Genomic DNA, 13,212 nt, shown 5'->3' with positions numbered 1-13,212 from the left:
CGCAATAAGCTCTCCCACGGGCTTGGTGTCCCAGAGGGCGTACGTGCTGCCACGCCGGGTAAGAACACGGTACAACCTATCTTTTTACATCAACTACAAACATACAAGGGCTGGGGTGAGGGGGGGGAACTACTGAAATTACGCAGTCTTGCTAGGCTCCGGGGCTACCGCAGGTGCCTCCTCACGGCTATCGAGGAAATGTTTCACCACAAACATGCCCGCCATCATCAGGTAAGCCACCACGAACAGTAACGAGTTACCTTCCGCAAAGCCGACCATTGGCGAGTGGATCACACCGAATAACGCCAGCAGCGCGCCGGTTGCTGCCGCGATCGCACCGCGCAGCGGTTTATTCATGATGGCGAAAATGGCGATACAGCCCCACAGCATGCTGGCAAGCGGCGCACCGTTCCCCAGATGTACCAACCCTTGGTAATACACGCCTTTGCTGTGCAACAGCTCGGCACCCAGTTTAGCGGCCGAGGTGCCAGCCGCCCCCATCACGCTGTTGACCATGGTCAGCGCCCAGTTGGCGATCCACGGGAACAGGCAGATGAAGATCACCGGCACCTCCACTTTCGGCGTTTCCCTCACCACTTGGTTAGCGGTGACCACGCCGATAAACACCAGAATCGGCACAATCGCGGTCATCGGGATCACCGCCAGCATAAAGGCCCCCAGCCCGAATAACGGCACGATAAACATGGTGACGCCAGAAGCCAGCGTGTAGCCAATGCTGGCCCCCATCGCTTTCCAACCGGCGTGACCCACGTAAACGGTCACTGGGAACGGGTTACCCATCAGGCAGCCGAGCATTGAAGAAAGGCCGTTGGCCATCATCACTTTGCGGGTGTTGTAGTTGTCCCCCGCCGCGTGCGCACTCTCGATGTTCTCCAGGTCAAAGATGTAGTTCGCTAACCCCAGAGGAACGGCGGAAGCCAGGTACGGCAGCGCGTGTGGCAGGCCCTGCAGGAAGCTGTCGACGTGCACCCCTGGCGGGTTGAAGCCAAAGGAAGACATCGATGCCTTAATCGCTTCCGGGCTTTGCAGGCCCGAGATCCACGCCAGCGCGGTACCGGCCAACAGCAACAGCAAGCCGGTAGGGATACGCGCGAAGATCGGCTTTTTGCCAAACCAGTTGATAAAGATCAGCAGCAGCACGATAAACGAGACGGTCGGCGCTTCGAACGCCTGCAGCATCGGGTTCATCGCCAGCAGCAGCAGCCCCAGGCCGGACAGGCAGGAGAGCAGCACGGTGCGTGGGATCATCTTGCGGATGGTTTCGCCAAGGAATGAGCCGCCCACCAGGATCAGCGCTTCGACAAAGCACCACACCAGGCCAATCTGAATGGCGAAGTTAGCATCGCCGGTCTGCTGATAAACCGGCATCAGCACCAGAAAGGTGACGGTAAAAATCGACGGCGCGCTGGGGCCAGACGGCAGCGCGGTGACATCGGTGCGCCCGGTCTGGCGCGCCATTTGCAGGCCAAACCAGGTGTAGCAGATGCTGGCCGTCAGCACCGCCAGCCCGAAGGCGGGTGCGATGCGCCCATACACAATCTCTTTTGGAATACCCACCACAAAGATGAGCAGACCCATCATGGTGAGCAGGTTGGTCAGGTTATTGGTCATCAGCCCGAAGTAGGCCGCCCAGTCACCGCGTTTCCATTCTAATTTTATTCTGTTCATGGACTATCCTTCACAGGTCGTTAAAACACGCTCTACGATCCACGGGATCGCTATCGGTCCTGCAGGTGAACAACATTCTGGTTCTGGTGTTGGTTTGCTACCTTGGGGCTCACGTATAGCCCCTGTTATTGTTATCCCCTATGGATTTCAAGTTGCAGCTAGGCACCAAGCTAACTCATCCCCAGGATCTTACTCAGGTAAGTGACTGGGGTGAGTTAGCGCAGGTAACAACGCTGCGGCTTGAAAGACGACGGGGTTATGAGCAGTAGCGATCGCGATAACTCAGCAACGCCTGCTCAAAACAGGCAAACGGCGGGTGCACAATCCCGGCGCCGATCATGCCGATCCCAGCATCTTTATGCGCGATGGCGGTGTTAATCACCGGCAGAATGCCGCTGTTGCCCACCTTGGTGATATCGATCGCCGTCGGGATCCCCATAAACGACAGCAGTGGAATGGTGACGTTGGGGTTTTCGCCCAGGGTGATCTCGCGCATCTGGCGGGAGAAGTCGATCGCCTCATCCACCGTGCCACCCACCAACGCCACAATCGCTGGCGCCGTCGCCATGGCAAAGCCGCCAATGCCGTAGGTTTCGGTAATCGCGCTGTCGCCGATATCCAGCCCGGAGTCTTCCTCTTTATACCCGGCAAACATCGGGCCGATCACCTGCTGTGCCGGGCCGGTAAACCACTGGCCCGGCAGCCCGCTGATGCGCAGACCAAACTCGACGCCGTTGCGCGCCATGGTGGTCACCACGGTGCTGTACTCAATGCCGTGTGCCGCATCCATCGCCGCTTTGCACATCGCCATCCAGGTCGGGCCGGAGAAGTAATCGCTGCTGGCGACAAAGTCGAACACTTCACGCTGTTGCTCAACCGGGTAACCGGTCTGAATGATCCACGGCGTCAGCGCCTGGATCAGCAGCGACGTCCCCGCGTTGTTGCGGTTATGGCACTCGTCGCCCATATGCAGCGCCTGAGCCAGCATCAGCCGCAGATCGATCTCCCCTGCCAATTTCATGGCGTCGCGCAGCATCGGGCCTTGCACATCGCGCATCCAGTTCAGGCGGTCAATCACGCTCTGGTCGTTGGCCCCCATGCGCAGGATCTTCGCCATCTGCTCGCTCATGTTGGTATAAGCACGGTTGCCGTAGGTTTTGTTCTCGACGATGTGCATAAACATCGATGCGGAAGTCACGCCCGCCATGGAACCCACGCAGTCATGCTCATGGCACGGCGAAAAGATGATTTCGCCGGAGGCCGCCAGCTTGGCCGCGTCGTCCAGATTGGCAGCCAGCCCTTCAAACACCAGCGCCCCGGTCACCGCCCCTTTCATAGCACCGCACATCTTTTCCCAGCTAATCGGTGGCCCTGCGTGCAAAATGGTGTGGCGCGTCATGCCCGGCACCACGTTAATCGCCTGGTCGTAACCCACCAGCACCGGGTGCGACTGAATAATACGCTCCAGCGCCAATTGGTTAGCCGCAGCGATCTTGTCGGCAAGATGTGGCGCGGCGATCTGGTCCAACGCGGCGATCACCGCCACGTTGCCCTGGCCCGGCGGCGTCCAGTCCAGATGGGTTACCGGAACGTGCTGTTTTCTGAGATCGTCGCTGAACATCGCAAGACCCACATTGATCACGTTCAGCGGTTGGTTAAATAACGTATGGCTCATCAGGCTTTCTCCCCTTTACAGACAAACTCACGCGCCAGTAGCCCGGTATTGGTGCTGCTGCTCGCCCAGATCACCCCCGCGTCCGTGAGCATCTGGCACTGCTGTTGCAGCGATGGCGTATCAAGATCGGTCCCCAGCACATAACCGAGGATCTCCAGCGGCCGCTGCTCGCGGGCGGCAATCGCCTTGGCCTCTTTGATTGCGTCGATCATCACCCCCACCGGATCTTCGTGGGCACCAAAGCCGAGCACAAAGTCCATCACGATCACGCCAACTTCAGGATCGCGCGCTTCTTGCAGCAGACGGCTGATGCGATTGGTGGGATCGATCATCGGGTGCGGTTTGCCGTTGGTGAAATCGTCATCGCCAAAATCGAGGAAGGTGTGCGCTATGCTCTGGTTCAGATCTTTCAGGCGCATCGCCGGATCGGGTTGAATATTGCTGTAAACGTCGCTGTATTTTTCCAAGGCGGCAAACATCGCCTCATCGCACAGGGTGCCGCCGCAGAACAGGCCGCGAATGTATTTTTGCTGCGGCGTCAGTTTGGCGCGCACTTCTTCAATCAGCGGCCAGTTGAGCGGGTGGAGATCGAGCGATTCTTGCTTGATACCGGTGAGCAGCACCGCTTTTAGCGCGGCCTCTTTGGTGCCGCGGGCAAACTGCAGCCCATCTTCGTCGGCAGGCGGCGCGTTGTGGCCGAGGAAACAGACCACCACCGGCTTGCGGCAGGCGCGGGCACGTTCCAACACTTTGTGCGCCACCGCAGGCGCTGGCGGCTTGGAGATCAATACAATCACCGCAGTTTCGCTGTCTTCTTCCAGCATTTGCAGAGCGTCGAGCATCATCAGGCCGCCGATCTTTTCGCTCAGATCGCGCCCGCCGGTGCCAATCAGCTGCGAAATGCCACCGCCAAATTCATGGATGCGTACGCTCAATTCCTGGCTGCCGGTGCCGGACGCGCCGATGATGCCGATGTTGCCCCGGCGCACGGCGTTGCCAAAGCAGAGCGCCGCGCCGTTGATGATTGCGGTGCCGCAGTCTGGCCCCATCATCAGGAGCCCTTTTTCATGCGCCAACTGTTTCAGCGCCAGCTCATCGTCAATCGAGACGTTATCGGAAAACAACATCACGTTAAGATTGTTCTCCAGCGCCTGGCGAGCTTCGCGCGCCGCATACAGGCCGTTTACCGCAATTACCGCCAGGTTGCTCTCCGGGATATGGGCCTTGGCGCTGGCCAAGGTGGCGTAGCGCGCCTCATGGCGGGTGCCTTGCTCTTTATGGGTGAATAACGCTTCAATCGCCTGCAGCGTGGCTTGGTTAGCCTCCTCGCTGGCCCCTTTGATGACGATCATCAGATCGCCGTTTTTGGCTTCTTCCAGCTCCGGGGTTAACAACCCCAGGTTCTGCAGCACGCCTTTGTTCATCTCGGTGGCCATCGCCACAAACGCCTGCTCAACTCCGTCCAGTTTGTTGGCTTTAGTCGAAATCGACATCAGTGAAACGGAATCAAACCAGGTGTTCTTTTTAACCATGATCCTGATGGGCATATTTTTCTCCAAAATATGAGGTCAAGAGGCAGGCATCCGCCATGCCGTGCAGCATGTCGTAACCTGAACTTGAGCCGATCTTTTTAATCTCGTTAATGGTGTGAATAATACGGTGGCAATCGTCATGCACTATTTTGGCGACCAGGTTGCTCATCACCTGCCGATAGCGCTGCTTGATGGCCGCCGCTAAAGTTATTGCGCTCAACAGCGTGGTTTTCTCCCGCGCATTGGCCAACGCGGCAATAAAACTCTCGCGATATTTTTGTGCCGGATGGCCAGGAATAAGCAATATCACGCACAGCCCCACCAGATAATCATCGCCGGAAGGCGTCAGGCCAATGCCTAAGCCAATAAGGGAATGTATCGCCTCGTCAGGCTTTTCATTCCGCCGCACGGCCATGAATAATGCGTCACGATGCTGCTGTAATAATCTTGCAATTTCCCGATGAAATATATTCCCTCCACGGTAATGAAAAAGTGAATTACCGGATGTGGCGTGCTGATTAATCCATTCCCCCCATCGCTGCCAGTTAATATATTTTATGCGTTCAGCCGTTAAAACGTATTCAGGCTGTTGCCATAACTGGCAGTGGGAAAAATCAATCCACTTATTCTGGCCAATTTCAATGCCAGCAGGTGAAAACTGCACCCGTTCACCGGGGCTAAATACCTTGTCGCAGTGCTGGAGCGCTATGCGGCAACTATTAGGGGCGTTATCGTATTCATCGCTTAATAACGTGTAGAGCATCTGCTGCTCTGGAACGAACAGGTTGACCGCACGGGCAAACACCTGTTCGACATACCCGTTTAGCCGCTGGCGGGGGAATGCTCCCTCCGCCGATAGCGCCGTAATGCACTGCCTGAGTGGCGGTGCGATAGCGTTTCTCCTTTATTATGCGCCAGCGGCGACCAGCAACTCAGCGATCGGGTGATAGCCTTTTTCCCGCGCCAGCGTCAGCGGAGACTTGCCGTACTTATCGGTCATATGAGGATTGGCGCCATGATCAAGCAGTAATTTAACGATTTCCTGCTGTTTGGCCCCGCCGTCATTAAGCACAATCGCTTCCAGCAGCGGCGTCCAGCCGACAAAATTGGTGTGGTTAACGTTGATATCGGTATGCGTTAATAATTCACGGACAATCTCAACGTGGCCCTTCTCACTGGCAGGAGTGATCCCTACGCCACCGAAGCGGGTTAAACGATCCAAATCTGGTTTGGCTGGCAATACCAAACGCAGCAGCGTTAAATCATTATTTAAACAGCTAATCAAGAAAGGATTAAAACAGGTTTGATCCTGCTTATTAATATCGGCCCCCGCAGAGATTAATAATGCCACGCAGTCGTAATGTTTATTCAGGCTGGCCAGCGTAATAGCGGTTCGGCCCTGGCGGTTAGTGGCATTAATATCTACACCGGCGGCCAGACATTTTTTCACCGCGTCGGTGTCACCTTGTTCCGCAGCAAAAAGAAATTCAGTCAGCAATTCTTGGTCAGACATATTCTGGCTCCCTCTTTTATTGTGGGCTTTTGATACTTTTCACTGCCACTGAGAATAGCAACAGACACAAAAGAAAAACATCCGCTTAAAAATCATTCATCGCAAAGGGAAACATTGTTGAATAGTATTCAACAATCAGAGCAGAGCGTGCGACAGCGCAGGCTTTCTTCGCTGTTTTCACTTTTTTGCCAGGGTAAATCTCTCTGCGATCGGTGGGCTCTCATCGCTTGCCACATCTGGCTTCAAACAAATGATCAGAAGTGTGAGCTTCCTCAAACCAGTTGTAACACCACTGTTAAATACCGTTCAATACTGGTTGCCCCTCAGGTGAATTACAAATACATTCAACAATGCGGCCAAATTCGTTTTACTCTCTGGCCCCCTCCATCAAGTATGAGGATAACTTCGGAACCCGACGCATGAACTCCATTTTTACCGAAGAGAACCTGTTGGCTTTTACCACCACGGCACGTTTTGGCAGCTTCAGTAAGGCAGCCGAAGAGCTAGGGCTGACGACGTCTGCCATCAGCTATACCATCAAGCGCATGGAAACCGGGCTGGATGTGGTGCTGTTTAACCGTAATACCCGCAGCATTGAACTTACCGAATCCGGTTTCTACTTCTACCGTAAAGCCACCGATCTGCTGAACGATTTTCACGCCATCAAACGCGGCATCGACACCATTTCGCAAGGCATTGAGGCACGGTTGCGCATCTGCATCAATCAGTTGCTCTATACGCCGTGGCATACCGCCCGGCTGTTACAGGCGCTGAAAAAGCAGTTCCCTACCTGCCATATCACGGTAACTACCGAGGTGTACAACGGCGTTTGGGACTCGATCATTAATAATCAGGCCAATGTCGCCATTGGCGCGCCAGACACTCTGCTGGACGGCGGTGGGATTGATTACACCGAAATTGGTGCCATCCGCTGGGTATTCGCCATTGCGCCGGATCATCCATTGGCGTTTATGCCGGAACCGATCTCCGAGAGCCAGCTTCGGCTGTATCCGAACATCATGGTGGAAGACACCGCCCACACCATTAATAAGAAAGTGGGCTGGCTGCTGCACGGCCAAGAAGCGATTCTGGTGCCGGATTTCAACACCAAGTGCCAGTGCCAGATTTTGGGGGAAGGGATTGGTTTTCTGCCCGAGTATATGGTGCGCGAGGCGGTGGCCGAAGGGTTACTGATCGTCCGCAACATTCATAACCCGCGGCAGGATTCGCGGATGTTACTCGCCACACAGCATGCGGCAACCGGGCAAGTGACGCAGTGGATTAAAAAACAGTTCGCCCCGGATGGCGCACTGAGTGGGATTTATGCCGACTTGCTCTACCGCGCTTAAGGGGGCGCGTAGCCCCCGCAAAGTTTACTGCCAGCCGTAGCGGCGCACGAACCAGCCCTTCACACACTGGGTCAACACCATATAACCGGCCAGAATCAGCGCCAGCCAAGGGAAGTAACTCAGCGGCAACGCCTGCAACTGCAGGAAACCGGCCAACGGCGAGAAGGTCAGGCCGATACCGGTGACGATCACCACCAGCGTCATCACGCACAGCGGCCAGGCTGGGCGGCTCTGGATAAACGGGATTTTGCGCGTACGGATCATATGGACGATCAGCGTCTGCGACAGCAACCCTTCCACAAACCAACCCGACTGGAACAGCGTCTGCATTTCTGGCGTATTGGCTTTGAATACAAACCACAGCAGGCAGAAAGTCAGCACATCGAAGATCGAACTGATCGGCCCGAAAAATACCATAAAGCGCCCCAGATCGCCGGAATTCCAACGCTGCGGCTGGGTGATCTGATCGTCGTCCACGTTATCGAATGGAATGGCGATCTGCGAAATGTCATACATCAGGTTCTGGATCAGCAAGTGCAGCGGCAACATCGGCAAAAAGGGCAAAAAAGCGCTGGCAATCAGCACGCTGAACACGTTACCGAAGTTGGAGCTGGCGGTCATCTTGATGTACTTCAGCATGTTGGCAAAGGTACGACGGCCTTCAAGCACACCCTGTTCCAGCACCATCAGGCTTTTTTCCAGCAGGATGATATCGGCCGCTTCTTTGGCAATATCCACCGCCGAATCCACCGAGATCCCAATATCCGCCGCCCGCAGCGCCGGAGCATCGTTAATGCCATCGCCCATAAAGCCGACCACATGCCCTTGCTTGCGCAGCAGTTGTACAATGCGCTCTTTATGCAACGGCGTCAGTTTGGCGAACAGCGTGGTACGAGCCGCCGCCTGCGCCAGCTCGTCGTCATTCATCTGTTCAACTTCACGGCCAAGCAGCACCCGATCGGCCGCCAATCCCACCTCTCTGCACACTTTCGCTGCCACCAGCTCATTATCACCGGTGAGGATCTTGACGGTGACGCCGCTTTGTTTCAGCGCTGCCAATGCCGGAGCGGTGCTCTCTTTCGGCGGATCGAGGAAGGCGATATACCCTTCAAGGATCAGATCCGCTTCATCCGCCACGCCGTATTCGTACTCTGCCGCGGGCAGGATCTTGTTGGCGACCGCCACCACGCGCAACCCCTGCTGATTCAGATCGTCGGTCACGCGGCGAATGCGCGCCAGCAGGCTGTCACTGAGCGGGATCACCGCTTCTTCCTGGCGCACATGGCTGCAGATCGCCAGCATCTCTTCCAACGCGCCCTTACATATCAGCTCATGATACTCGGTGTCTTTCTCTACTATCACCGACATCCGGCGGCGCTCGAAATCAAACGGGATCTCATCCACCTTGCGGTAATGCTGCAATAACTCCGGCTGTTGGCGTTCATCAGCACAGTTCAGCACTGCCACATCCAGCAGATTTTTCAGCCCAGTCTGATAAAAGCTGTTCAGCCAGGCATAGCGCAACACCCGTTCGTTGCTGGCGCCAAACGCATCGGTGTGGCGCTCCAGCACGATCTTATCCTGGGTCAGAGTGCCAGTTTTATCGGTGCACAGAATATCCATAGCGCCGAAGTTCTGGATCGCATCCAAGCGCTTGACGATCACTTTCTGGCGCGACAGCTTGACCGCCCCTTTCGCCAGCGTGGAAGTGACGATCATCGGCAGCATTTCCGGGGTTAACCCCACCGCCACAGAGAGCGAGAACAGCGCAGCCTCCCACCAGTCCCCCTTGGTATAGCCGTTGATCAGCAGCACGATCGGCGTCATCACCAGCATAAAGCGGATCAGCAGCCAGCTCACTTTGCTGATACCGCTCTGGAAAGCGTTCGGTTGCTCATCCTGGCCGATCACGCGCTGCGCCAACTGGCCGAAATAGGTGTTACGGCCAGTGCCAATCACCATCGCCAGCGCTGTGCCGCTCACCACGTTGGTGCCCATAAAGCACAGGTTCTGGCACTCCAGCGGCGAATCCAGCGCAGTACGCGATTCGACCCTTTTTTCTACCGGCAGCGATTCACCGGTCAGCGCGGCCTGGCTGATAAACAGATCCTTGGCGGAAAGCAGGCGCAGATCCGCCGGGATCATATCGCCAGCGGCCAGCTTGATGATATCGCCCGGCACCAATTGGGCGATCGGCAGCTCAACGTGTTCGCTTTTACCGGTCAGCGCATCGCTGCGATACGCCGTTGCGGTGTTGCTCACCATCGCCTTCAGCGCGTCCGCCGCTTTATTGGAACGGGCTTCCTGAATGAAATGCAGCAGTGTGGAGATCAATACCATCAGGCCGATCACCAACGCACCGGTCAGATCTTCAGTGGCGTAGGAAACCATCCCCAACACCGTCAGCAGCAGGTTGAACGGGTTGCGGTAACAGTGCCACAGATGGCGCCACCAGGTTTCGGCCTGCTGGTTTTCAATCACGTTGGCGCCAAACTGGCTGCGCGCGGCTTCGGCTTCGCGCTCGGTAATGCCTTCCGGGTGGCTGTTAAAGCGCTCATAAAGCTGCATCGCACTGGCAGCAGCACACTCCAGGCGCTGCTGAGCCAAGCCGGCAGGCAGCTCTTGCGCCACTCCGCTGACGCTTTCCAGCAAAGCATCACGCCGCACCAGGCGGCGCGGCAGGCTGCGGCTAAACAAGCCGAACAGTTGGCGGGGAATATTTTTGAATTTCATGGTTCGCACCTCACCACCCAGTGCCTCACGACAGTGGGTGAACAGGAGATCTGCACGCAGGAACGGCTTTCAGGCACGACAACACGGCCGCCCGGGCAGATCTTTCTATTACAACAACAGGGGCGATGAAAACGCACCGCTGTTTACCGTTTATTTCTCCGGTAAAACAGCAACGCAATGCGGGGAGGTTTTACCGGGGAAGCCGAATAACTGTTCTCGGGCTAGGATCGGGGTCCATAAAGACTGCATCTCCGGTAAATAAAAAGATTGAATGACCACCGCAGTCATTCCGTTTTGCGCAAAGATCCCCACTTTGCACCAAGATTCATAGCGCAAAATACGCTATTGTGGGGTGTCATCAGTCTAGGCCTCTTAACATAAACAACAAGTAAACCATGCAAAACCGGCTGACAATCAAGGATATCGCCCGCCTGAGCGGAGTGGGTAAATCCACCGTATCACGCGTATTGAATAACGAAGGCAGCGTAAGCCCGCAAACCCGTGAGCGGGTGGAAGCGGTGATCCGCAGCCACGGCTTTACGCCGTCCAAATCAGCGCGCGCCATGCGCGGCCAAAGCGACAAGGTGGTGGCGATCATCGTTTCGCGGCTGGATTCACCGTCAGAAAATCAGGCGGTGCGCACCATGCTGCCGTTGCTGTATCAGCACGGTTTTGACCCGATCGTGATGGAAAGCCAGTTTGAAACCCGCCTGGTGCAGGAGCACCTGCATGTCTTGCAGCAGCGCAACGTCGACGGGGTGATCCTGTTCGGCTTTACCGGCCTGAGCGCCGCGATGTTAGCGCCCTGGCAGGAGAAAATGGTGGTAATGGCGCGCGATTATCCCGGTATTTCTTCCGTCTGTTATGACGATGATGGCGCGGTAAAACTGCTGATGCAGCGTTTACGCCAGTTGGGCCATGCCCATATCAGCTATCTCGGCGTGCAGGAAACCGACGCCACGACCGGGATGCGCCGCTACCAGGCCTATCTTGATACCTGCCGTGAGTTGAAGATCCCGCCGGTTGCCGCGCTGGGTGAACTGAGCTATCAGAGCGGTTTCCAGCTGGCTGCCAGCGTGGTTGAACCCCATACCAGCGCGCTGGTGTGCGCGTCGGATACCATCGCCCTCGGCGCGATGAAATACCTGCAACAGCAACAACCTCTTGCGCCAATACAGGTGTGCGCCATTGGTAACACCCCGTTGCTGAACTTCCTGTTCCCGGAGACATTCTCCGTCGAACTCGGCTATGGCACCGCCGGGCAGCAGGCCGCCCAGCAACTGCTTGGCCAGCTCAGCGGTGAGCTAGGTGTGCGCCAGATCATTATTCCCAGCAGGCTGGCCTGATGATGGCTGCCCATCATCATTTTACCCACCGTGCAACAATGCTGTATTTCGTGCCGCTGTCGAATAATATATACCCAAAATAATTCGGGTTGCTTGTAGGCGGCAACCGAATGAATCCCCAGGAGCTTACATCAGTAAGTGACTGGGGTGAACGAGGGCAGCCAACACCCAAGCAACTTGAAGTATGACGGGTATAAATACCTTTATTGAATATTAATATTCAACAGCATCACCATGTGGCATTTTTTGTATTACCGCCCATACAACAGTCATGACATGTAGAAATTATCACCGCGACTTACTCTTTATTTCGGCCACATGGCCAAATAATCCTGAAAGGTATTCATCATGTCTCAATCATTAAAATATCCCATTATTCTCGTTCACGGCTTCAGTGGTTTCGATAAGATTGCGGGGCTCTACCCTTACTTTTTCGGTATTCAGCCCGCACTGGAAAAGGCGGGAGCGGCCGTATTCACCGCCACTCTATCGGCAGAAAACAGCAATGAAGCTCGTGGGGAACAATTACTCAGTTTTGTAAAACAAGTCACCCGGCTAACCGGTGCCCCCAAGGTCAACCTGATTGGCCACAGCCAGGGCCCGCTGGCCTGTCGCTACGTCGCCGCCATTCACCCGGAACTGGTTGCATCTGTAACCTCCGTAAATGGGGCAAACTTTGGCTCGGAAATTGCCGATCTGGTCCGTTTGGCAGTGAAACCTGGCTCCCTTCCAGAGGCGATTGCAGGCGCAGTGATGAACGCTTTCGGCTCATTCCTTTCCCTTATGACCGGCCGCCCGTCCCTGCCACAAGACAGCGTTGCCGCGCTTAACTCACTCACCAGCGCAGGCGTTGCTGAATTCAATGCCAAATATCCGCAGGGGTTACCTACTCAGTGGGGAGGGGAAGGTAAAGAGTTTGAGAATGGCGTTTATTATTATTCTTGGGGTGGGGTTATTAATTACAACCCGATTGAACAGGGGCTTAATAATTTTGATCCGCTGCATACTTCAATGGTTGCCCTCTCATTTTTGTTCACCAAAGAGCGTTTCCAGAATGATGGGTTGGTTGGGCGCTATAGTATGCATCTCGGCAAGGTGATCCGCTCCGATTATTCAATGGATCACCTGGACGCGATCAATCAAACTGCCGGGGTTGTCACCAGCAGTACCAACCCTGTTCAACTGTTTGTTGATCACGTGGCACGCTTAAAATCGAAAGGGTTATAACTTTCGTTTAATCAATGCCTGTCAATAATTACCCTGCCGGGGCTGACAATGCCCGGCTACCTATCACAGCGCCCCGTTAAAAACCGCAGGCCTTTAGCGGGCCAATCCGAACCCATAAGCCGTTACCAACATTTAGAATAATCAATAT

Annotated in this window: 9 protein-coding genes; 3 read left to right on the top strand and 6 right to left on the bottom strand. The window is 55.5% G+C overall.

The window, feature by feature from the left end; all coding sequences use genetic code 11:
- Positions 1 to 138 precede the first annotated feature (138 nt).
- The 5 genes from WG891_RS24745 to WG891_RS24725 all read right to left on the bottom strand — a co-directional run bounded on the left by WG891_RS24745 (position 139) and on the right by WG891_RS24725 (position 6,409).
- Positions 139 to 1,689: a xanthine permease gene (locus tag WG891_RS24745; RefSeq protein ID WP_076942966.1), complete on the bottom strand. Its 1,551-nt coding sequence runs from the start codon at positions 1,687 to 1,689 to the stop codon at positions 139 to 141.
- A gap of 256 nt (positions 1,690 to 1,945) precedes the next feature.
- Complete coding sequence (locus WG891_RS24740; protein ID WP_337261362.1) at positions 1,946 to 3,364, bottom strand: DUF1116 domain-containing protein; 1,419 nt, start codon at positions 3,362 to 3,364, stop codon at positions 1,946 to 1,948.
- A complete protein-coding gene (gene fdrA / locus WG891_RS24735; protein WP_337261363.1) occupies positions 3,364 to 4,911 on the bottom strand; it encodes an acyl-CoA synthetase FdrA in 1,548 nt (515 codons plus the stop codon). The genes WG891_RS24740 and fdrA overlap by 1 nt, the downstream gene beginning before the upstream one ends.
- Positions 4,889 to 5,701 (bottom strand): DUF2877 domain-containing protein, encoded by an 813-nt coding sequence (locus WG891_RS24730; protein WP_337261364.1) that lies wholly within the window; start codon positions 5,699 to 5,701, stop codon positions 4,889 to 4,891. The genes fdrA and WG891_RS24730 overlap by 23 nt, the downstream gene beginning before the upstream one ends.
- A gap of 102 nt (positions 5,702 to 5,803) precedes the next feature.
- The gene (locus WG891_RS24725; protein ID WP_337261365.1) at positions 5,804 to 6,409 is read right to left on the bottom strand and encodes an ankyrin repeat domain-containing protein; all 606 of its coding nucleotides are present in this window, start codon (positions 6,407 to 6,409) and stop codon (positions 5,804 to 5,806) included.
- A 419-nt stretch (positions 6,410 to 6,828) separates the two neighbouring features.
- Between WG891_RS24725 and WG891_RS24720 the strand changes: the two genes are divergently transcribed.
- A complete protein-coding gene (locus WG891_RS24720) occupies positions 6,829 to 7,758 on the top strand; it encodes a LysR substrate-binding domain-containing protein (protein ID WP_076942971.1) in 930 nt (309 codons plus the stop codon).
- A gap of 24 nt (positions 7,759 to 7,782) precedes the next feature.
- Here WG891_RS24720 and mgtA read toward each other — a convergent pair whose 3' ends face one another.
- The gene (gene mgtA, locus WG891_RS24715; protein ID WP_337261366.1) at positions 7,783 to 10,491 is read right to left on the bottom strand and encodes a magnesium-translocating P-type ATPase; all 2,709 of its coding nucleotides are present in this window, start codon (positions 10,489 to 10,491) and stop codon (positions 7,783 to 7,785) included.
- A 395-nt stretch (positions 10,492 to 10,886) separates the two neighbouring features.
- Between mgtA and treR the strand changes: the two genes are divergently transcribed.
- Both treR and WG891_RS24705 read left to right on the top strand, forming a co-directional pair.
- Positions 10,887 to 11,837 carry a trehalose operon repressor TreR gene (gene treR / locus WG891_RS24710; protein ID WP_337261367.1) on the top strand — a complete coding sequence of 317 codons (951 nt, stop codon included), beginning with the start codon at positions 10,887 to 10,889 and terminating at the stop codon, positions 11,835 to 11,837.
- 348 nt (positions 11,838 to 12,185) lie between these two features.
- Positions 12,186 to 13,064, top strand: a complete 879-nt coding sequence (locus WG891_RS24705; RefSeq protein WP_337261368.1) for a lipase family alpha/beta hydrolase — start codon at positions 12,186 to 12,188, stop codon at positions 13,062 to 13,064.
- Positions 13,065 to 13,212: the final 148 nt, after the last annotated feature.

Origin of the sequence: Serratia sp. MMO-28 (assembly GCF_037199905.1) — a bacterium.
GTDB classification, from domain to species: Bacteria; Pseudomonadota; Gammaproteobacteria; order Enterobacterales; family Enterobacteriaceae; genus Chania; species Chania oryzae.
This window is presented reverse-complemented; position numbering and strand designations above follow the sequence as displayed.

Excerpts from the sequence above, each read along its gene's own strand:
- WG891_RS24745 (WP_076942966.1), bottom strand. The coding sequence starts at position 1,689 with ATGAACAGAATAAAATTAGAATGGAAACGCGGTGACTGGGCGGCCTAC.
- WG891_RS24740 (WP_337261362.1), bottom strand. The coding sequence starts at position 3,364 with ATGAGCCATACGTTATTTAACCAACCGCTGAACGTGATCAATGTGGGT.
- fdrA (WP_337261363.1), bottom strand. The coding sequence starts at position 4,911 with ATGCCCATCAGGATCATGGTTAAAAAGAACACCTGGTTTGATTCCGTT.
- WG891_RS24725 (WP_337261365.1), bottom strand. The coding sequence starts at position 6,409 with ATGTCTGACCAAGAATTGCTGACTGAATTTCTTTTTGCTGCGGAACAA.
- WG891_RS24720 (WP_076942971.1), top strand. The coding sequence starts at position 6,829 with ATGAACTCCATTTTTACCGAAGAGAACCTGTTGGCTTTTACCACCACG.
- mgtA (WP_337261366.1), bottom strand. The coding sequence starts at position 10,491 with ATGAAATTCAAAAATATTCCCCGCCAACTGTTCGGCTTGTTTAGCCGC.
- treR (WP_337261367.1), top strand. The coding sequence starts at position 10,887 with ATGCAAAACCGGCTGACAATCAAGGATATCGCCCGCCTGAGCGGAGTG.
- WG891_RS24705 (WP_337261368.1), top strand. The coding sequence starts at position 12,186 with ATGTCTCAATCATTAAAATATCCCATTATTCTCGTTCACGGCTTCAGT.